Here is a 21,406-nt window from a genome sequence, read left to right on the forward strand (position 1 = left end):
TTCCTTGCCTCGGGCGGGGCCGGTGCAAGGATCGTGTGTCATTTTAATTTGAATGTCAAATTAAATAAGTTAGGCTTGAGGCTCAGGACTTGTCGCAAAGGGCTTGGCCCGGCATCGTCCGCTGGCTAGGATCCCGAAACCGGTGACGGGAAAAGGCAGGAAGGACACGTATAAATGGCTGTGATGCAAAGGGAATATGGTCGCCGCACCCTGCTGCGCCAGATCCGGCACGCGGGTCGTATCCCCCGGATCGAACTGTCCGACCTGACCGGCATCAGCCGCGCGACGGTCACCACCATCACCGCCGAATTGCTGTCGCATGGCCTGATCGAAGAGGTTCAGCGCGACGAGGCCGGACCGGATTCCCGCCGGGGTCGCCCGCGCGTCGATCTCAAGATTCGCGGCGCCGCGCATCTGGTGGCGGGGGTCAAGGTCTCGCATCATAAACTGTCGCTGGTGCTTCTGGATTTCGAAGGCGAACAGCTTGCTGCCGAAGAATGTGACCTGCCCGCCCCCGTCAACGCCCCCGAGGTGTTGGCCGAGGCAATCCGGGATGCGGTCAGCCATCTGGCAACCGTCGCCGGACGCCGCGCGGACGAGGTTTCAGGCGTCGGCATCGGCATCGCCGGCATCGTCGAGGCGACCGACGGGTTTGTGCACTGGTCACCGTCTCTCTCGACCCGCAATGTCGATTTCGGCGCGCTGCTGACACGGACACTCGGCACCCCATGTTTCATCGACAACGACGCCAATCTGGTGGCGGTGGCCGAACAGACCTTTGGCCTGGGGCGCGAGCACAAGGATTTTCTGGTCGTCACCATCGAAAGCGGCGTCGGCCTGGGCATGGTGATCGGCGGCGCGCTCTATCGCGGCACGCGCGGCTGTGGCGCCGAATTCGGTCATACCAAGGTGCAATTGAACGGCGCGCTCTGCCGTTGTGGCCAGCGCGGCTGTCTCGAGGCCTATGTCGCCGATTACGCGCTGTTGCGCGAGGCGACGCTGGTCAGCGGTCTCTCGGCTGAGGGTGACGCCGGAACACGGGTCGAAACCCTGTTGAATGCCGCCCGAACGGGTGACGCCACCGCGCGCAGCATTCTGGACCGGGCGGGCCAGATCTTTGCCATGGGGCTGGCCAATCTGGTCAACATCTTCGACCCCGAACTGATCATCCTTGCCGGTGAACAGATGCAGCTCGACCATCTCTATGCCGATGCGGTGATCGATGCCATGCGCAAATCCATCGTGCAGGTGGACAAGGCCCCGCCCGAGGTGGTGGTGCATAAATGGGGCGATCTGATGTGGGCGCGCGGGGCGGCGGCCTATGCGCTGGATCAGGTGTCGGAACTGGCCTTGGATAGGCTGGACAAAGATGCGGCCTGAACTCCTCGCGCTGTTTCTCGCTGCCGCCCCCGCGCTGGCCGACCCGGTGTTCCGCCCTGTGCCAGTACCCGAGCATATCTATGCGGGCGGATGGGAGCATTTCGTCGGCGGTGGGCTGGCGGTGTTCGACTGCGACGGCGATGGACTGCCCGAACTGCTGGCCGCGGGCGGCGAGAATCCTGCCACCTTGTTGCGCAACCGCTCGGACGCCCGGACCTTGCGGTTCGAGGCGGACACGCCCGAAACCCTCACCCAACCGGGCATGACCGGCGCCTACCCGCTGGATATCGACGGCGACGGGACCATGGATCTGGCGGTGCTGCGGGTCGGGCCGAACCGGCTGTTGCGAGGGGGCGCAGATTGCAGCTTTGCCCCATTCGAGGGGCTCGATTTCACCAGCGGTGACCGCTGGAGCACTGCCTTTTCCGCCACATGGGAGGCGGGGCAGAGCCTGCCGACGCTGGCCTTTGGCAATTATGTCGACCGCAGCAACCCAAACGGACCGTTCGGCACCTGCGACGTAAACCTCCTCTACCGGCCCGAGGGCGACCGGTACGGCCCGCCCATCGAACTCACGCCAGGGTACTGCCCGCTCTCGATGCTGTTCAGCGACTGGGCGCGGCAGGGCCGCGCCGACCTGCGGATCAGCAACGACCGGCATTATTATGTCTCGGAGGGCGAGGAACAGATGTGGGCGATGGGGTCCACGCCCCGCCTTCTCGGCCCCGCCGACGGCTGGATCAGCCACAAGCTCTGGGGCATGGGCATCGCCCAGCGCGATCTGGACCGCGATGGGAACCAAGAGGTGTTCCTGTCCTCGATGGGCGATCAGCGGTTGCAGCGGATGACCGGGAACGGCGCGGAGTTCACGGATGTGCCCTATGCCACGGGCACCACCGCCCACCGCCCCTATACCGGCGGCGACGGGCGGCCCTCGACCGGCTGGCATATCGGTTTCGGCGATGTGCAGAATGACGGGCTGGACGATGTCTTCATCATCAAGGGCAATGTCGAACAGATGCCCGATGCGGCGATGGAGGATCCCAACAACCTGCTGATCCAGCAACCCGACGGCACCTTTGCCGAAGCCGGAGAGCGCGCCGGTATCGCCAGCCTGCATCGCGGGCGCGGCGGCGCACTGGTCGATCTGAACGGCGACGGGCGGCTCGACATCGCGGTGGTCAACCGCCGCGCACCGCTGGAGGTCTGGCAGAATGTCACCGCTGACACCGGCCACTGGCTGGCGCTGGCGCTGGAACAACCCGGCCCCAACCGCGACGCCATCGGCGCCTGGATCGAGGTCACGGCCGGTTCGGCCCCGCCACAGCTGCGCGAGATCACAGTGGGCGGCGGTCATGCAGGTGGTGCGGCGGGGTTCCAACATTTCGGGTTGGGCGATGCGCAAGACATCTCAATTCGGGTTATCTGGCCCGATGGCACCCAATCCGCCCCGCTTGAACTCACGCCTGACCAGTCCCTGACCCTGGTCCGCGACGGCACATCCCTGCAAGCAAGGCGCTAGCCCCTTCATTTCGCCAAAAATACTCCCGCCGGAGGCATAGATTTTTCGTCGAAAAATCTATTGCGGCACCTTGAGACCGCTGGGGACAGTGTCCGGTATGCCAAGACGTCCGGTCAACGCCACCGGATCTGTCAGCGCATCGAGAAAGGCCAGCAGCGCATCGACCTCCGCTTCGGTCAGCCGGATCGGCTCCAACCGGTTCGCGTCGGCAATCGCCGCCATCTCGACCGGATCGTCCAGAACCGCCCGGTCGCTGGCAAAACCACCCCCCGGCAAGAGCGCCGATGCAAATTCATAGACCTCGAGACTGGCCACCGGATCCAGATGGTGTTCGACCACCGCACGCAGGTCGGCATAGGCGCCGCTATGCCCATAAGGCGCGGTTGCGGTCACGTTGCGCAGCGAGGGCGTGCGGAAGGCATAAGCGTCGGCCGGATCGCCCGTTACCCGCATCCGCCCGATATCGCGATTGTGGCGCTCGAACCGGGCCGCCTTGCCCGGCCCGATCTGCGGCATGGCGATGGCGTGAAACCCGTGATCGGTCTGGAACTGGCCCGCGTGGCAGGTCGCGCACCGCGCCTTGCCATAGAAGAGGTCCATGCCCATCCTCTCCGCCTCGGGCAGGTCGCCCTGCCCGCGCAGATAGCGGTCGAACGGGCTGTCATCGGCGCGCCATTCGAACACCATGAAATCAGCGATCACATTGGCGATATCGGCAAATGTCACCGGTCGCGGCCCGATCACCATGTCAAAGGCACTCCGATACTCCGGGATCGCCTCGATGCGCGCCGCCAGGATCGCCCAAGCCCCGCCGGGACCGGTCAGCATCCCTCGCCGTACCGCCTGGGCCACGTCGTTTTCCGAGTAATGCCCAGCCATCTCGTCCCCCGAGAGCACCGGGAACATCGCCTGCGCGGCCAGCGCCGAGACAAAGCCCTGTTCCATATCCGCGCCCAGCGGCGTGCGGATACCCGAGGGACGGGTGGGGTCGCTTTCCAGGCGTCCGTCGTGAAAGAAATGCGTGAACTCTTCGGCGCCAAGGTTGAAGAGCGCCGGCGCGTTGCGCGGGATGCGCTGTTCCGGCGGGTTTTCCGGGTCGAGGCGCATCTCCGGCCCGATCCCCAGCGCGCCGTCGCCGAGGCCCAGCGACACCCCGTCAGAAGTGCCGAAGTGCGGATGGTGGCAACTGGCGCAGGCGACAGACCGGTTGCCGCTGAGGATAGGGTCATAGAACAGAAGCTGGCCCAGCCGTACCGCCTCCATATCGGGTTCGGCAAAGACCGCATCTGCGCGCGGCAGCGGCTCGGCCAGCAGCGGGCTGGCCGTGATGGTCAGCAGCGCGATCAGCCGTCTCATGCCGCGTCCTCTTCGTAAATGCGTACTGTCGTGCGCTGGCAATAGGGTTGCTCGGGCGTCACCAGAGGACAGGGAAAGCCCGGCATGTTCACCGCGTTGGGATAGCCCTGCGGCTCCAGGCAGAGGCCCGCAAAGGGCGCATGGCTCTGGCCAGGCAGGGGGCTGTGTTCAGCGCTCAGGTACTGGCCGGTATAGAGTTGCAGGCAAGGCTGGTCGGTCTCGATCTCCAGCACCAGCCCGTTGCCGGTTACCCGTACCTGCCCCCGGTCGAGCAAGAAATTCATGTCCAGCCCCTGCCCTGCGGGATCGGCCTCAGCGATGCTGCGCCCGGCGCGGAAGTCGAAGGGGCGCCCAGTGACCGGGGCGATCTCTCCGGTCGGGATCTTGGCCGCATCGTTGACGGTATGGCGGCTGGCAGGCAGGGTCACGCGGAAATCGCGGCAGGTCTTGGCCCCCAGCGAATAATAGGAATGCTGCGCAAGGTTCAGCAGGGTCGGCCGGTCGCTGGTCGCCGCCACGTCATAGGTGAGCGCGTCACCCTCCAGCCGGATCGTCACCGTCAGGTCGAGCCGCCCGGGGTATCCGCCCTCGCCATGTGGGGATAACAGCGTCAGCCGTACCGCGCGGGGACCGTCCGCCTCCATGTCCCACAGGCGCGCATGCAGCCCCTGAAGCCCGCCGTGGAGATGGTTCGGCGCCTCGTTGGCGGGCAGGTCGTACCGCACCCCGTCCAGCATGAACCCCGCGCCCGAGATGCGGTTGGCCACCCGGCCCGCAATCACCCCGAGATAGGCAGGGTTATGGGCGTAATCGGCGGGGTCGGCATAGCCCAGCACCACCGGCACCCGGGCGCCACGCAGCGGCACCTGCCAGTCCTGGGTGATACAGCCCCGGTTCAGGATCGCGACCGAAACATCGCCCTCCTCCAGCACGTGCCGACGGATGCCGCCCCTGTCAGACAAAGCGGTTCACGTGGTTTTCCAGCATCTCCTGCCGGCCCGAACGCGGTTGCGGGGCGATCTCGCCCGCCAGCACGCGGGCAAAGAGGCTGTCCAGATCGCTCTCCAAAATGCCCTGCCCATGGTCGCTGTCCCACCTGGCATAGCGGTCGCGCAGCGCGGCCTCCAGCCCCCCGTCCTCGATCATCGCGGCGGCAGCTTTCAGCCCGCGGGCGCAGATATCCATGCCGCCCACATGGGCGGCGATCAGGTCGGTTGCATCGAGCGACTGGCGCCGCAGCTTGGCGTCGAAATTGGTGCCGCCGGTGGTGAACCCGCCCGCCCGCAGGATGTGGTAATAGCACAGCGCCACCTCGGGCACGTTGTTGGGGAACTGATCGGTGTCCCAGCCCGACTGGTAATCGTTGCGGTTCATGTCGATGGAGCCCAGCATGCCCTCGGCCGCAGCCACCGCAATCTCGTGTTCGAACGAATGCCCGGCCAGGATCGCATGACCCTGCTCCAGGTTCAGCTTCACCTCGCCCTCCAGCCCGTATTTGCGCAGGAAGCCGATGCAGGTGGCAGCGTCGAAATCATATTGATGTTTCGAGGGTTCCTGCGGTTTCGGCTCGACCAGGATCGCGCCGTTGAAGCCGATCTTGTGCTTGTAATCCACGACCATGTTCAGGAACCGGCCCATATGGTCCAGCTCGCGCCCCATATCGGTGTTGAGCAGCGTCTCATACCCCTCGCGCCCGCCCCAGAGCACATAGTTCTGTCCGCCCATCCGGTGGGTGGCGTCCATGCAGGTTTTGACGGTCGCCGCGGCATAGGCGAACACGTCCGGGTCGGGGTTGGTCGAAGCACCCGCCATCCAGCGGCGGTGGCTGAACATGTTTGCGGTACCCCATAGCAGCCGGGTCTTGCGGCTTTCCATTTTCGCAAGGAAATAGTCGATGATTTCCTCGAAATTCCTCAAGCTTTCGGCAAATGTCGCTGCTTCGGGACGGATATCGGCATCGTGCCAGCAGAAATAGGGCACACCCAGGATATCGAACATCTCGAACGCCGCATCGGCCTTGACCTTGGCGCGCGCCATGTCGTCTTGCGGCTGCCAGGGGCGGATCAGGGTCTGACCCCCGAACGGGTCGTTCCCCTCCCACGCGAAGGAATGCCAATAGGCCACGGCAAAGCGCAGGTGATCCTCCATCCGCTTGCCCATGACGATTTCGTCGGGGTCATAGTGGCGAAAGGCCAGCGGGTTGGCGCTGTCCGGTCCTTCGAAACGGACGGGGGCGATATCGGCGAAGAACTCGGTCATGGCATGGCTTTCAACTTGGGGTAGGTGGCGGCGAAATCGGCATGGGCCTGAGCATAGGCCTCCAGCAGGTCGGCGCGCGGGTCGATGGTTTCGGCAATAGGTGGGCGGGTCATCACCTGATCTGGCGTGGCCCCGGTGACGCCGCAAATGGCGAGGCGCGCGGCGCCAAGGGCGGCGCCGTTCTCGCCCGCCTGCGGCAAGTCGATCGGAAGGCCCAGCACGGTGGCGAGCAGTTCCACCCAGAAGCGGGAGCGGGTGCCACCGCCGATGGCCAGAAGGCGCGGCAAGTCTGCCCCTGTGGCGCGCAGCGCGTCGAGACTGTCGCGCAGGGCAAAACTCACGCCTTCGACAACCGCGCGGGTCAGGTCGGTGCGGGTTTGGGCGATGTCGAGGCCCAGGAAGGCGCCGCGTATGGCAGCGTCGTTGTGCGGCGTCCGCTCGCCGGAGAGATAGGGCAGGAACCGCACAGGACCGGGCGCGCCCAGCGCGCCCAGCTCGCCCGTCAGGGTTGCGGCCTCGGCGCCGGTGATCCGCGCCAGCCAGTTCAGGCTGTCGGTCGCGGCCAGGATCACGCCCATCTGGTACCAACGCCCCGGCACCGCGTGGCAAAACGTGTGCACCGCGCTGGCCGGGTCCGGGTAAAACCCGTTTCGTGCCGCCAGGAGCACGCCCGAAGTGCCCAGCGAGACAAAGCCGTCACCTTCGGCCAATGCGCCCACGCCGCAGGCGGCGGCGGCATTGTCGGCGCCCCCTGCCACCACCTGTACCCCATCGGGCAGACCCAGATTTGCGGCGAGGTCGCGGCGCACAGGTCCGACAATCCCAGTCCCCTCGCGCAGGTCCGGCATCTGGTCGCGACGCATGCCGCCCGCCTCGAGCAACCGGTCGGACCAGGCGCGCGCACCCACATCCAACCAGGCGGTTCCGGCGGCATCGGACATCTCGGTGCCGATCTTGCCTGTCAGCCACCAGGCCAGGTAATCCTTGGGCAGCAGCACCTTGGCCACGCGGGCAAAGATCTGCGGCTCGTGCCGGGCGAGCCAGACCAGTTTCGGCGCGGTGAAACCCGGGAACACGATATTGCCGGACAGGTCGCGGACCGCCTCGGTCCCGTCCAGCGCGGCCGCCTCGACAAAGCTGCGGCTGTCATTCCACAGGATCGCGGGCCGGATCACCGCGCCCGTCTCATCCAGCAGCACCGCGCCATGCATCTGCCCCGACAGGCCCACCCCTTCGACCCGCTCCATCGCAAGCGGATGGCGCTGCGCCAGCGAGACCAGCGCCGAGCGCGCCGCCGCGACCCAGTCGGCGGGCGCCTGCTCGCTATAACCCGGATACGGGTGACTGGCCTGCAATCCGGCCTCGGCACTCTCCAGCACGCTGCCATCCGGTCGCACCAGTACCGCGCGCACCCCCGATGTGCCCAGATCGAGCCCTATGAACATGTTGCCTCCCCAGCTGTTGCCAGAGCTTTGCGCGAATTAATTTTGGTGTCAAATTAAAAAGAATGCCGCCTTGCCCCGGATTGGTCACAGTCGCGTCGCAAAACCGTACCCCGGCAACGATATCGAAGCGCAAAGAGAGATTTTGCCATACCCGTGCCCGCACCCATGCTAGGACAGGGCAATCCGCGCGGATCAGACCAAGGAGAGCAGACCCGGTGCGCATCACGTTTCTCAGCCCACGCTCGAATCTTTCGGGCGGCCTGCGCGTGATCGCGATCTATGCCCGCATGCTGCAAGCGCGCGGACATGAGGTGACCATCGTCACTCCGGCCCGGGCACAGCCCAGCCGCCGCCAGAAACTGCGCGCGCTGTTGCGCGGACAGACCCCCAACCCGCCAGAGCCACCCGGCCATCTCGACACGCTGGACCTGCCGGTGATCGAAACCGCGCGGGCCGATTTCCAAATCGACCCGGATGAGATCCCCGATGCGGACGCGATCGTGGCGACCTGGTGGGAGACCGCCTTTGCCGCCGCCGCGATGCCGCCCGAAAAGGGGCGCAAGTTCTATCTGATCCAGCATCACGAGGTGCATGATTTCCTGCCCTGGCAGATCTCGCGCGCCACCTATTACCTGCCGCTGACCCCCATCGTGATCTCGAACTGGCTGGACGGGATTCTGCGCCAAACTTATGGCCGCAGCGACGCGCGGCTGGTGCCCAATGGCATCGACCTGACCCAGTTCCACGCACCTGAACGGGGCAAGGCGACCCGTCCCACGGTCGGGTTTCTCTACAGCCCACATCCGATAAAGGGGTCGGAAACCGCGCTGGCCGCGATTGCCCTGCTGCGGCAACGCTTCCCCGACCTGCATGTGGTGGCCTTTGGCGCCGAACCGGTGGCGCCGGATATGCCGCTCCCCCCTGGTGCTGACTGTCACTTGCGCCCCGCGCAGGACCGGATCCGCGACATCTATGCCGCCTGCGACGTGTTTCTCTGTGCCAGCACCGCCGAAGGGTTCTTTCTGCCGCTGCTCGAGGCGATGGCCTGCCGCACGCCGCTGGTTTCAACCCGCGTGGGCGCCGCCGAGGACCTGATCGAGCCGGGGGTGACCGGCTATCTGGCCGATGTTGGGGATGCCGCTGCCCTGGCCGAGGGGGCCGCACGTATCCTGTCGCTGTCCGATGTCGAATGGCGCGCAATGTCCGCGCGCAATCACCAGATTGCCCAGGGGCAAAGCTGGGACCATGCCTGCGACCTGCTGGAAGCGGTGCTGAGCGACGAGGGCCTCTCATGAGTGTCGATCTGGTTCTCATCGGCCGCAACGAGGGCGACCGGCTGCTCCGTGCCCTGCGCGCTGCACGCGGTCAGGCACGCCGCCTGATCTATGTGGACTCGGGCTCGACCGATGGCAGCGTCGCCGCCGCCCGCGCCGCGGGCGCGTTGGTGGTGGAACTGGACATGTCCATCCCCTTCAGCGCCGCCCGCGCCCGCAATGCGGGGTTCGAGGCCGCACAGGCAACGGACCCGGCCCCCTTTGTACAGTTCATCGACGGCGATTGCGCGCTGGTTCCGGGCTGGCTGGCCGCCGCCGAAGCACGGCTGAGCCAGGACGACACGCTGGGCCTTGTCACCGGCTGGCGCTCGGAAATCGCGCCCGAGGCGAGCCTTTACAACCGCATCTGCGACCATGAATGGCGCCGTCCAGCCGGGCCGATCGTGGCCTGCGGCGGCGACATGATGGTCCGGGCCGAGGCCTTTGCACAGGCGGGTGGCTTCGACCCCACGGTGATCGCCGCCGAGGATGACGATTTCTGCCTCAGGTTGGCGCGCGCCGGCTGGCAGCTGGAACGCCTGCCGCTGGAGATGACGCGGCATGACGCCGCCATGACCCGCTTTGCACAATGGTGGCGACGTGCCGTTCGTGCAGGCCATGGCTTTGCACAAGTTGGCCTACGTCACCCCGGACATTTTCGTACCGAACAACGTCGGGTGCTGGCCTGGGGCCTTGTCCTGCCGGTGATTGCGCTGGTTGGCGCCGCCAAGGGCCCGGCGGTGCCGGTGCTGGTGGCGCTGCTCTATGCGCTGTCGTGGCTGCGCAGCACCAAGGGCTTGCGCGCCGAGGGGATGCCCGCCGCCGAGGCCCGCAAACAGGCGCTGCTGCTGACCCTGTCGAAATTCCCCAACCTGATCGGCATGGGCAAATACTGGCTGACGCACCTTGCGCGCCGCCGCCCCCGGATCATCGAGTATCAGTGAGAGTGTCATGACCACGTCCCCCCTCCGCATCGGACTGATCGGCGCCGGTTATATCGCCGCCTGGCACGCGGATGCCTTGCGCGCGGTGCCGGGTGTCGAACTGACTGCCGTCTGCGACCCCAATCTGGACCTGGCCGAGGGGTTGGCCGCCGCCCATGGCGCGCGTGCCTTTGGCGATCTGGAGGACCTGATCGGCGCTGGTCTGTGCGACGGGGTGCATATCCTGACGCCGCCCGACCTGCATCATCCGCTGGCGCTGCAATGCCTGCGCGCGGGCCTGCATGTTCTGGTCGAGAAACCGGTGGCGCTGAACGCCGCTCAGACGCAAGAGATCGAGGATGCCGCGCGCGCCGCGAACCGCCGCTTTCACGCGGGCCACAACTTCCTTGGCCTGCCGTCGTACACACGGCTGAAACGCGAGATTCGGCGCGGCGCGCTGGGCCGCGTCTCGGGCGCCGAGATCCGCTGGTGCTATCCGTTGGGACCGCTCAGGGCGGGGCCGTTCGGCATCTGGCCGCTGCGCGACACTCGCAACCTGATGCTGGAATTCGGACCGCATCTGATGAGCCTGGTAATCGACCTGTTCGGCCTGCCCGAGATCGAACATGTGGCGCTGTCCAAACCGGTGGCGCTGCCCGGCGCGGGCACCCGGCCGCAGGGCTGGCGTATCCTGGCACGGGCGGGCGAGGTCGAGCTGGTGCTGATCCTGTCACTGGTCGAGACCGCCGATGACCGCTCGGTGACGATCCGCGGGTCCTCGGCGCGGGCGCGGCTGGACCTGGCCGCCGACACGCTGATCATCGACGCCGAGAACACCGCCGATCTGGTGGCGAACCCGCTGCTGCGCCAGCTGTCGCTGGCCGGTCAGCACCTGACCCAGGGCAGCACAAACGCGGCCCGACAACTGACCTCGTTCAATCGCAAATCGCCTTACGCGCTCAGCTTTCGCGGCCTCGCCCAGGGCATCTGGGAGCCGGTAGCGCGAAATGCCCCCGCCGATCCGCGCTGGTCGGGCAGTTCCGCCGTGGCGGTGATGACAGCACTTGATGCGGTGCTGGCAAAGGTGGACTGGCCCACGCCGGTGCCCGCCAAACCCAGCCGCAAACCGGCGCCCAGCGCGATGGTGATCGGTGGCACCGGCTTCATCGGCCGGGCGCTGACCCGCGAACTGGTGGCGCGCGGCAACGATGTGCGGGTGATCTCGCGCGGGCGGCAGGGACCGTTTGCCGATCTGCCCGATCAGATCGAGACGGTCTCGCTATCGCTCCGCGACACAGACGGGCTGGCCCAAGCGATGGCGGGGATCGACACGGTCTACAACCTTGCCCGATCCACCGACAGCAATTGGGAGGATTGCCTGCAAAACGACGTCGCCGTGGCCGAGGGTATCGGCAAGGCGGCGCTGTCGGCAGGGGTGCGGCGGCTGGTCTATACCGGCACCATCGCCAGTTTCGACATGTCCGATCCGGCGCTGACGATCACCGATGCCACGCCGCTGCCGGGCGAGATGGAAGACCGCAACCTCTACGCCCGTTCCAAGGCCGAATGCGAAAGCCGCCTGATGGCACTGCACCGCAAGAGCGGCCTGCCGCTGGTGATCGCGCGGCCCGGCATCGTGCTGGGTGCGGGCGGGCCGCTGCAACATTGGGGTATCGGGCGCTGGCACGGCGCCGGGGCGGTGCGGCTGTGGGGCAACGGGCGCAACCCGCTACCCTTTGTGCTGATCGGCGATTGCGTCGATGGGCTGATCCGCTGCGCCGAGGCAGAGGGGATCGAAGGCCGCGCCTTCAACCTGGTCGGCCCGCCGATCCTGAGCGCGCGCGACTATTTCGACGCCATCCATGACCGGCTGGGCGCCCGTATCCGGGTGAGCGGCGGCAACCTGTCGCTGATGTATGCCGCCGACTGGGTCAAGTTCCAGCTCAAGACCCGGGTTCTGGGGCGCGGCGGGCTGACCCGCCCCTCGCGCGCCGACTGGCTGTCGCGCGCGCATCAAAGCCGGTTCGACATCTCGGGCGCACAAGCCGCGCTGGGCTGGCAACCGGTCAGCGACGCCGACACATTCCTGACAGGTGCTGTGGACCAGGCCGGGCTGCTGGGGTTCTGAGCCTAGCGCCCGCGCAGCCGCAGCGCCCGCACCATATGGCCGGGCAGGATCGCCGCGCAACGCGCGTAGCGCGGCGCAAGGCGCAGCGGATCGGTCAGCATCCGCCACAGCCATTCCAGCGCCAGCTTCCGCATCCACAGCGGCGCGCGGCGCTGGTGACCGCCCAGGAAATCAAGCCCCGCCCCCACCGAGGCAAAGCCAACGCCCGGCGCCAGGGCCCGCCCGCGCAGCGCCAGCCGTTCCTGTCGGGGGGCGCCCAGTGCCAGGAAACATAGGCCGATACGTCGCGTGGCCAGTTCCTTCAGGATCGCCTCTGCCGCCGCGCCCTCGGGGTCGAACCCGTATTCGGGGGCATGGGTCCAGGTGATTTCCAGCCCCGGCGTCTCGGCCTCGAGCACGCGCTTGGCATCCCCCAGTGCCACCTCAGAACTGCCCACAAGCGCCACCGGCACCCGCTCGGCCGCGGCCAGCGCGCAAAGCGGGCGCACCAGGTCCGAGCCCGGCATCAGCTCGACCGGGCGCTGCGCCAACCGCGCCAGCGCCACGATGGGCCGGCCATCGGCCACCACCAGATCCTGCCCGGCATAGGCGCGGGCAAAGACAGGGTCGCTGCCAAGCTTGACCAGATGATCGAGGTTGATCGTCGCCAGCGCAAACCCCTCGCCCGCGCGAAACCGGCGCCCCACCTCGCCCATCAGGGCGTCGCGGGTCGGCATGTTGACCGTCACCTTGTCCTCGCCAAAACTGAATTCCATCGACCCGCCTCCGACTGCCCCCGCCTTGATTAGCCGCCGACGCGTCCTCAGGCCAGCCCCTGCTGCGAAAGCGAACCGATCCTGCCACCGGATCGCCGCATTCGCGCGCTACCCCCGGGACAAGCGGGCCGAGCCCTGATAGGCTTGCCCATCCACATGCGACCCACAAGGCAGGAGCAGATGCCCAATCCCGTCGCCTATCTGATGCTGATGCTGTGGCCGATTGCCTGCGCGTTCCTGTTCACGCGCCTGCCGCTGCAACGCGCCATCATATGGGGTATTCTGGGTGCCTACCTGATCCTGCCGCCGGTGGCAGAGTTCGACCTGCCGCTGGTGCCGTCGATGAACAAGGATTCCATCGCCGCTGTCGGTACCTTTCTCGCCTGCCTCTTTGTGGCGCGCAAACGGGTGCCGCTGATCCCCGACAGCTGGCCGGTGCGGGTGCTGTTGTTCAGCTTTGTCCTGTGCGCGGTGCCCACCGTGCTGACCAACCGCGAGCCGCTGATCTTCGAAATGGCGATGCAGGCCGAACCGATCCGCTTCTTTACCAATTACGTGCCCGGAATGGGCCTGCGCGATCTGTTGTCGATCATCCTGAGCCAGCTGATCATCCTGCTGCCCTTCTTTCTGGGGCGGGCGCATCTGGCGGACGAGGCGGGGCTGCGCAATCTGGTACTGGCCATGGCGGTGGCGGGCCTGGCCTATTCACTGCCCTCGATCTTTGAAATCCTGTTCGCCCCGGTGCTGAACATCTACATCTACGGCTTCTTCCAGCATGATTTCAACCAGATGATCCGCGAGGGCGGCTTTCGCCCGATCGTGTTCATGCCGCACGGGTTGTGGCTGGCCTTCTTCATGACCACAGCGGTGCTGTCGGTGGCCGCCCTGACCCGGCACAGCCGCACCAAGATGCGCGAGCGCTGGGCCGGGGCGCTGGTCTATATGCTGCTCGTGCTCAACGCCTGCAAGAGCCTGGCCGCGCTTGGCTATGGCATCGCGCTGACGCCGGTGGTGCTGTTTCTGCGGCGCAAGGCCGTGCTGCGCATCGCGCTGGGTATCGCGGCGCTGGCCATCGCCTATCCGGCATTGCGCAATATCGGGGTCATCCCGCTGGATGCCATCCTGGAACGCGCCGCCGCGATCAGCTCTGATCGCGCGCAATCGCTGGAATTCCGCTTCACCAACGAGGAGCAATTGCTGGACCGGGCCCATCTGAAACCCTGGTTCGGCTGGGGGGGCTGGAACCGCAACCTGGTTCTGGATGACGAGACCGGGCTGATCATCACCATCCCGGACGGCGCGTGGATCATCGCCTTCGGTACCTTTGGCTGGCTTGGCTACATTGCAAAAATGGGCCTTCTGGCAGCACCAATTGCCATGATGACATGGCAATCTCGCAAAATGAAATCGGCCGAGATCTCGGATTTCGCCGCCCCGCTGGCCCTGATCCTGGCCGCCACGATGACCGACATGCTGCTGAACGACACGCTGACGCCCTTTACCTGGCTTTGCGCCGGGGCGGTCCTAGGCTATGTTGAACGTCTGCGGCGCCCGGTGACCGAACCCAAACGAGACAAGCAGGCCCGCGCGCCCGTCCTTGGCCGACATGTTCCAAGCGACGAAACCCGTCCCGTTCTGTGAGACCCGCCCCAGAGCCGCCTGAAATAACCACCAATTGTCCCCATTCAGGCCACAAAATTCAGAAAGAACTGGGTTTGTTCCAAAACTTGGAGCGAACATATTCCAAACCCGTTAAACTTTGTGTCACGAATACAGGTGGTTATGCGCGGTACGGATAAGATTGATAAAATTCGAGACTTTCCGCCCCCTGCGGCGCTCTCTAGATTGGGCGTGGGTAGGCGGGCTGATGTGAACGAACGGGATCGTTTGGTCTGGCCATGGCAACGAGTGAAACACAGTTCGAACAGGAAGACATCGCCATCGTCGGCATGTCCGTCCATGTTCCCGGCGCCCAATCGGCGGCGGAATTCTGGCAGAATCTGAAAGCCGGGATCGAATCGATCCGCGTCCTTGATGACGCGGCGCTGCTGGAGGCGGGCGAGCGCCCCGACCGGCTTGCTGATCCGAATTATGTGCGCGCGGCGGCGCCGCTGGACGGGTTCGACCGGTTCGACGCCGATTTCTTTGGCTTCTCTCCAAAAGAGGCGGCCATCCTCGACCCCCAGCACCGGCAATTCCTTGAAACCGCCTGGGAGGCGATGGAGGATGCCGGCCACCCGCCCGAGACCATCGCCGGGCCCATCGGCGTCTATGCCGGCTGCGGCATGGGCAGCTATTTCTATTTCAACATCTGCTCGAACCCCGGTCTGGTCGACGATGTGGGCATGTTCCTGTTGCGTCATACCGGCAACGACAAGGATTTCCTGTCGACCCGGGTCAGCCATGTGTTCGACCTGCACGGGCCGAGCGTGAACATCCAGACCGCCTGTTCCACCTCGCTGGTGGCGATCCACTATGCTTGCAAGGCGCTGCGCGAGGGCGAGTGCGACATGGCGCTGGCGGGCGGGTCCACCATCGAATTGCCGCAGGGGCGCGGGTACCTTTACAAGGAAAACGAGATCCTCAGCCCCGATGGCCATTGCCATGCGTTCGACCACAGGGCGCAGGGCACCGTGTTCGGCTCGGGCGCAGGCGTCGTGGCGCTGCGACGGCTCAAGGACGCGCTGGCCGATGGCGACCATATCTGGGCAGTGATCAAGGGCAGCGCCATCAACAATGATGGCGCCGACAAGGCCGGATATCTGGCGCCCTCGGTCGGCGGTCAGGCGCAGGCGATCAGTGCCGCGCTGAAGGCGGCGGATGTGCCAGCCGAGACCATTGACTATATCGAATGCCACGGCACCGGCACCTATCTGGGCGACCCGATCGAGGTGTCGGCCCTGACCCAGGCGTACCGGGAACAGACCGCCGAGAGCGGATTTTGCAGGATCGGCTCGGTCAAGACCAATATCGGCCATCTCGACACCGCAGCCGGGGTTGCGGGCTTTGCCAAGACCGCGCTGGCGCTGCATCATAAACAGATCCCGCCGTCGCTGGGATATGAGGCGCCCAATCCGGCGATTGATTTCGAGACCAGCCCGTTCCGGGTGAATGACCGGCTGAGCGACTGGACCCCGCACAAGGGGCCACGCCGGGGCGCGGTGAACAGCCTTGGCGTGGGCGGCACCAACGCGCATGTCATCCTGGAGGAGGCGCCCGAGCGCGCCGCCTCGGACGAAAGCGAGTTTCCCTTCCAGATCCTGTGCCTGTCGGCCCGGTCACGCGCCGCGCTCGATGGCAATGCCAAGGCGCTGGCCGGCTGGCTGCGCGCCAATCCGGACGTCAATCTGGCCGATGTGGCCTATACGCTGAAAGAGGGCCGTCGCGGGTTCGAGAAACGCCGCGTGCTGGTGGCCGAAACCGCGCTTGAAGCCGCCGACCTGCTGGAGCAGGGCGATCCGCGCCGGGTGTTCACCCATGACGCGCTGGGGGCCGGGGCCGATGTGGTGTTCATGTTCCCCGGCGGCGGGGCGCAATATGCGGGCATGGCGCGCGACCTTTACGAGGTCGAGCCGGTCTTTGCCGAATGGATGGATCGGGGGCTGGAGCATCTGCAAAAGAGCCTCGACTACGATATCCGCGCCATCTGGCTGCCCGATGGCGATACCGCCGAGGCCGACTCCCGGCTGCAACAACCCTCAGTGCAATTGCCGCTGATCATGATCGTGGAATACGCGCTGGCGCAGCTCTGGCTCAGCTGGGGCGTACGGCCCGCAGCACTGGTCGGCCATTCCATGGGCGAGAACACCGCCGCCTGTCTGGCCGGTGTGATCGGGTTCGAGGATTGCATCGACCTGGTGCTGCTGCGCGGACGGCTGTTTGACACCGTGGCGCCGGGCGGCATGCTGTCGATCTCGCTGCCCTTGGACGAGGCGCAGGCGCTGATCGGCGAGGATCTGGACATCGCCAGTGTCAACGCGCCGCGCCTGACCGCCGTCAGCGGCCCGCAGGCGGCGCTGGACCGGCTGGCCGAAGTGCTGAAGGCCCGTGAGGTCGAGTATCAGCGCATCCAGATCGACATTGCCGCGCATTCGCGGATGTTGGAGCCTATCCTGAAGGAATACGGCGATTTCCTGCGCGGCCTGGAACTGAGCGCGCCGCAAATCCCGATCCAGTCCAACCGCAGCGGCCAGGTGCTGACCGAGGCAGAGGCTACCAGCCCCGACTACTGGGTCGGACAGCTGCGCAACACGGTGCATTTCGCCGATTGCATCGACGCGCTGTCCGAGGGTCGCGACCGGGTGTTCCTGGAGGTGGGTCCGGGCAAGGCGCTGAGTTCGCTGGCACAGATGTCGCCTGGCGTGTCGCCCGGCCAGGTGCTGAGCAGCCTGCGCCACCCCGATCAGGAGATTGCCGATGATGCCTATTTCCTGGGCGTGATCGGGCGGCTCTGGGCCTGCGGGGTCGAGGCCGACTGGCCCCAGATCTGGGGCGAGGCGCATCGCCGCCGCCTGCCCTTGCCGACCTATGCCTTTCAGCGCAGCCGCTATTTCATCGAGCCCGGCACCCGGCAGGCCGAGGCGCCGCGCGCCCTGCCTGTGCGCAGCGACGACCTGAGCCAATGGGGCTGGCGCCCGGTCTGGCGTCCGCGTCTGGCCGATTGCGATATCGACACCGCCACCGAGCTCGCCGAGGCCGCCCCGCGCAACTGGCTGTTCTTCATGGACGAGACCGGGCTGGCCGAGGAAGCCGCGCAAAGGCTGGAGGGTGTCGGGCATCATGTCACCCGGGTCCGCTCGGGCGACAGTTATGCGCGCCTTGATGATGGAAGCTATACGCTCGCGCCCGAACAGGGGCGGATGGGCTATGACCTGCTGTTGCGCGATCTGGCCGAGCAGCAGCGGCTGCCCGACCGGATCGGCCATTTCTGGCTGGTGACCGAGGATGAGCGGTTCCGCCCCGGCTCCAGCTTTCATGACCGAAACATGGAACACGGTTTCTTTGCCCTGACCTGGCTGGCGCAGGCGCTGGGGCAGGTGGACCTGCCCGGACCGCTGCACATCACCACCTTTACCTCGGGCGCAGCGCGGCTGCGCGACGAGGGGCTGGCCTATCCCGAAAAGGCCACGATCGCCGGACCAATGGGGGTGCTGCCGCATGAAATGCCGGGACTGACCTGCGCGACCATCGATATCGAACTGCCCGCCCGTCTGCGCCCACCGCTTTGGGCGCGACTGCGCGGTGCGGCACCCGAACAGGACGAGGACCTGACCCCGGCGGTGCTCGAAGAGTTGCTGGCTGAACCCGGCAACTCGATTGCCGCCCGGCGCGATGGCAAGCGGTTTGGCCGCAGTTACCGCCCGGCGCCGCTGACTGACGCAGGGCCTGCCTTCCGCGACGGTGGCACCTATCTGATCACCGGCGGTTTCGGCGGTATCGGCCTGACGCTGGCCCGTCACCTGATGGACCAGCACGGCGCCAACGTGATCCTGCTGGGGCGTGATCCGCTGCCCGCCGACCGCGCCACCTGGCTGTCCGGGCACAGCCCCGCCGACCGTACCAGCCGTCGCATCCGTGCCCTGGCCGAGTTGGAGGCGCTGGAACGTGGCGAGGTGATGGCGATTGCCGCCGATGTGGCCAATATCGACCAGATGCGCCGTGCATTGGGCGAGGCCGAGGACCGGTTCGGCGCGCTTACCGGCGTGATCCATGCCGCGGGCCATATCGCGGACGGCCCCGCATTGGCCAAGACCGAGACCGATCTGCACCGTGTCCTGTCGCCCAAGATGACCGGGCTGAGGGTGCTGGACCAGCTCTTCCCCGACGGGGTGCTGGAACTGATGGTCCTCTGCGCCTCGTCCTCGACCGCCAGCCGCCCGGCGGGGCAGGTCGATTACGTGGCCGCCAACGAATATCTCAACGCCTTTGCCGACAGCCGGCAGGGCGGCGCAACCCGCGTGGTCGCGGTCAACTGGGGCGTCTGGGCCGATGTCGGCATGGCCGCCGATGCCCGCGCCGCGCGGCTGGGCACCGGTCACGACACCGAACGCAGCCCGACCGGACTGCCGCTGCTGCACGAGGCCGGGTTCGACGAAGCGGGCAACCGCCTGTTCGTCTCGCGACTGAGCGCCGAGGATTGGGTGTTCGACGAACACCGCACCGCCGATGGCACCGCGCTGCTACCCGGCACCGGCTATCTGGAACTGGCCGCGCAGGCGCTGCACGCGCAGGGCATCACCCACCCCTATGACATCCGCGATCTCTATTTCTTCCGCCCGCTCAGGGTGAACGGCACCCCGCGCGAGGTGGTGGTCCGGCTGGAGGACGCGCCGGACGACGTCGCCTTTTCCGTCTGGAGCGCGCTGCCCGGCGGCGGCTACGCCCAGAACGCGCAGGCCCGACTGGTGCCCGCGCCCGAGGGACAGGCCGAACCGCTCGACCTGGCCGCCATCGCCAGCCGCTGCCCCGAGACAGAGGGTGCCGCGCCCGACACGGTGCTCCACAGTCCGCAGGAACGGCATCTGCAATTCGGCCCGCGCTGGCAGGTGCTCCGCGCCACCGCGCGCGGTACGGGTGAAGGGTTGGCCCGGCTTGCCCTGCCCGATGCCTATCGCGGCGATCTCGACAAAGGCTACCGGATGCATCCCGGCCTGCTCGACCTGGCCACTGGCTGGGCCATCGAACTGGCCGCCGGCTATGATGGCGAAACGCTCTGGGTGCCGGTGTCCTACCGCGCGATCCGGGTCCATGCGCCGCTGACGGCCGAAATCCGCAGCTGGATGCGCCTGACGCCCGATCAGGCCGCGGTGGCGGGGCATGCCTCCTTTGACATCACGCTGACCGATCCCTCGGGCGCCGTTCTGGTCGAGATCGAAGGGTTCCAGATGCAACGCACCTCGGGCACCATCGACCTCAGCGATCCCGAACGCGCCGATGCGGATGCCGCCACACTGGGGCTGGAGCCCGCACGGAAATCGACGCCGCTCTCGCCCGAGGAACAGCGCCTGCACCACAACATCGCCCAGGGCATCCGCGCCGAAGAAGGCGCCGAGGCGCTGGTGCGCGCATTGGGCACCGGGCTGCCGCAACTGGTGGTCAGTTCGCTCGACCTGCCCCGGCTGATCGCCGAGGCCGATCAGGTCGCCGCCCCGGCGGAAACCGGGCAGAGCTTTGACCGGCCCGAACTGGACACCGATTATGTGGCGCCCGCGACCGAGACGGAAAAGACCTTGGCTGGGTTCTTCGAAACCCTTCTGGGGGTCAGCAAGGTCGGCACCCAGGACAGTTTCTTTGACCTTGGCGGCCATTCCCTGATCGCGGTCCGCCTCTTTGCGCAGATCAACCGCGCCTTTGCAGTGGAGTTCCCGATCTCGCTCCTGTTCGAAGCACCCAGCGTCGCCGCCATCGCCGAGCGGATCGACGCGCGGCTGGGCCACAGCGGCGCGGGCGATACCCCGGAAACAGCCGAGGCCGCCGCCCCCGAGCTGACCCATGTGGTGCCCTTGCATCAGGCGGCGGCTGGCCATGCCAGCCCGTTCTTCGTGGTGGCCGGCATGTTCGGCAATGTGCTCAACCTGCGCCATCTGGCGCTGATGCTGGGCCGCGACCGGACGGTCTATGGCCTTCAGGCGCGCGGGCTGGTGGGCGAGGATGCCCCGCATGAAACCATCCCCGAGGCGGCGCGCGACTATATCGCCGAGATGCGGCAGGTACAGCCGCATGGCCCCTATCTGCTGGGCGGTTTCTCGGGCGGCGGCATCATCGCCTATGAGATTGCGCAACAACTGCGCGACGCGGGCGAAGAGGTGGCGTTGCTCGTACTGCTCGATACCCCGCTGCCGCAGCGCCCACCCCTTGGCCGCCGCGACAAGGCGTTGATCAAGCTGCAACAGTTCCGCCAGCGCGGACCACGCTACCTGGTCGATTGGGTCAAGGCGCGTTTTGCCTGGGAAGTGCAGCGCAGGCGCGGCCCGGTTCAGGACGGCGGCGCCGGTGCCTTCAACAACACGCGGATCGAGGCCGCCTTCCTGCGCTCGGCAGCGGGTTACGCGCCGCGGCCATGGGAGGGTGCGACGGTACTGTTCCGGCCGCCGCTGGAACGGCTCTGGCAGGTGTCGGGCGGCAACTGGGTCAATCATGAGCGCCACTATGTCTATCCCGACAACGACTGGGGCCGCTGGATCGCGGAACTCGAGGTGATCGAGGTGCCCGGTGACCATGACAGCATGGTGCTGGTGCCCAATGTCTCGGTCCTGGCCGAACATCTGCGCGGCCAGCTCAACGCCATCGACAGCCCCGGCGCCCTGCCGCATGCGGCGGAGTGAA

The 21,406-nt window shown here is 66.6% G+C and carries 12 protein-coding genes; 7 read left to right on the forward strand and 5 right to left on the reverse strand.

Annotation, left to right across the window (positions count from 1 at the left end; all coding sequences use genetic code 11):
* Positions 1-174 precede the first annotated feature (174 nt).
* Positions 175-1,380, forward strand: a complete 1,206-nt coding sequence (locus AC2FLM_RS19220) for an ROK family transcriptional regulator (protein WP_234143135.1) — start codon at positions 175-177, stop codon at positions 1,378-1,380.
* Entirely contained in the window at positions 1,370-2,902 is a 1,533-nt protein-coding gene (locus tag AC2FLM_RS19225; RefSeq protein WP_496859525.1) for a CRTAC1 family protein, read from the forward strand. The genes AC2FLM_RS19220 and AC2FLM_RS19225 overlap by 11 nt, the downstream gene beginning before the upstream one ends.
* Positions 2,903-2,959: 57 nt before the next feature.
* Here the strand turns inward: AC2FLM_RS19225 and AC2FLM_RS19230 are convergent, their stop codons facing one another.
* Genes AC2FLM_RS19230 through xylB form a run of 4 tightly spaced genes read right to left on the reverse strand, consistent with a single transcriptional unit; the run spans position 2,960 to position 7,962 of the window.
* A complete protein-coding gene (locus tag AC2FLM_RS19230) occupies positions 2,960-4,258 on the reverse strand; it encodes a cytochrome c peroxidase (protein WP_496859526.1) in 1,299 nt (432 codons plus the stop codon).
* Positions 4,255-5,220, reverse strand: a complete 966-nt coding sequence (locus AC2FLM_RS19235) for an aldose epimerase family protein (RefSeq protein ID WP_496859527.1) — start codon at positions 5,218-5,220, stop codon at positions 4,255-4,257. The genes AC2FLM_RS19230 and AC2FLM_RS19235 overlap by 4 nt, the downstream gene beginning before the upstream one ends.
* Positions 5,213-6,517 carry a xylose isomerase gene (xylA, locus tag AC2FLM_RS19240; RefSeq protein ID WP_496859528.1) on the reverse strand — a complete coding sequence of 435 codons (1,305 nt, stop codon included), beginning with the start codon at positions 6,515-6,517 and terminating at the stop codon, positions 5,213-5,215. Before xylA ends, AC2FLM_RS19235 begins: the two co-directional genes overlap by 8 nt.
* Positions 6,514-7,962, reverse strand: coding sequence for a xylulokinase (gene xylB / locus AC2FLM_RS19245; RefSeq protein WP_496859529.1), 1,449 nt, complete (start codon positions 7,960-7,962; stop codon positions 6,514-6,516). The genes xylA and xylB overlap by 4 nt, the downstream gene beginning before the upstream one ends.
* Before the next feature lie 215 nt (positions 7,963-8,177).
* Between xylB and AC2FLM_RS19250 the strand changes: the two genes are divergently transcribed.
* From AC2FLM_RS19250 to AC2FLM_RS19260, 3 genes are read left to right on the forward strand one after another with little or no spacing between them, the layout of a single operon-like run.
* Entirely contained in the window at positions 8,178-9,257 is a 1,080-nt protein-coding gene (locus AC2FLM_RS19250) for a glycosyltransferase family 4 protein (RefSeq protein WP_496859530.1), read from the forward strand.
* The gene (locus AC2FLM_RS19255) at positions 9,254-10,219 is read left to right on the forward strand and encodes a glycosyltransferase (RefSeq protein ID WP_234182919.1); all 966 of its coding nucleotides are present in this window, start codon (positions 9,254-9,256) and stop codon (positions 10,217-10,219) included. Before AC2FLM_RS19250 ends, AC2FLM_RS19255 begins: the two co-directional genes overlap by 4 nt.
* Before the next feature lie 7 nt (positions 10,220-10,226).
* Positions 10,227-12,326 (forward strand): NAD-dependent epimerase/dehydratase family protein, encoded by a 2,100-nt coding sequence (locus AC2FLM_RS19260; RefSeq protein WP_496859531.1) that lies wholly within the window; start codon positions 10,227-10,229, stop codon positions 12,324-12,326.
* Between the two features lie 2 nt (positions 12,327-12,328).
* Here AC2FLM_RS19260 and AC2FLM_RS19265 read toward each other — a convergent pair whose 3' ends face one another.
* A complete protein-coding gene (locus AC2FLM_RS19265) occupies positions 12,329-13,081 on the reverse strand; it encodes a WecB/TagA/CpsF family glycosyltransferase (protein WP_238904937.1) in 753 nt (250 codons plus the stop codon).
* A gap of 180 nt (positions 13,082-13,261) precedes the next feature.
* On the opposite strand from AC2FLM_RS19265, the gene AC2FLM_RS19270 reads away from it, so the two are divergent.
* Together AC2FLM_RS19270 and AC2FLM_RS19275 are read left to right on the forward strand one after the other, a co-directional pair.
* Complete coding sequence (locus AC2FLM_RS19270) at positions 13,262-14,722, forward strand: hypothetical protein (RefSeq protein ID WP_496859532.1); 1,461 nt, start codon at positions 13,262-13,264, stop codon at positions 14,720-14,722.
* 257 nt (positions 14,723-14,979) lie between these two features.
* Positions 14,980-21,405, forward strand: a complete 6,426-nt coding sequence (locus tag AC2FLM_RS19275) for a type I polyketide synthase (RefSeq protein WP_496859533.1) — start codon at positions 14,980-14,982, stop codon at positions 21,403-21,405.
* Position 21,406: the final 1 nt, after the last annotated feature.

It is taken from the genome of Ruegeria sp. SAZD011 (assembly GCF_059612545.1).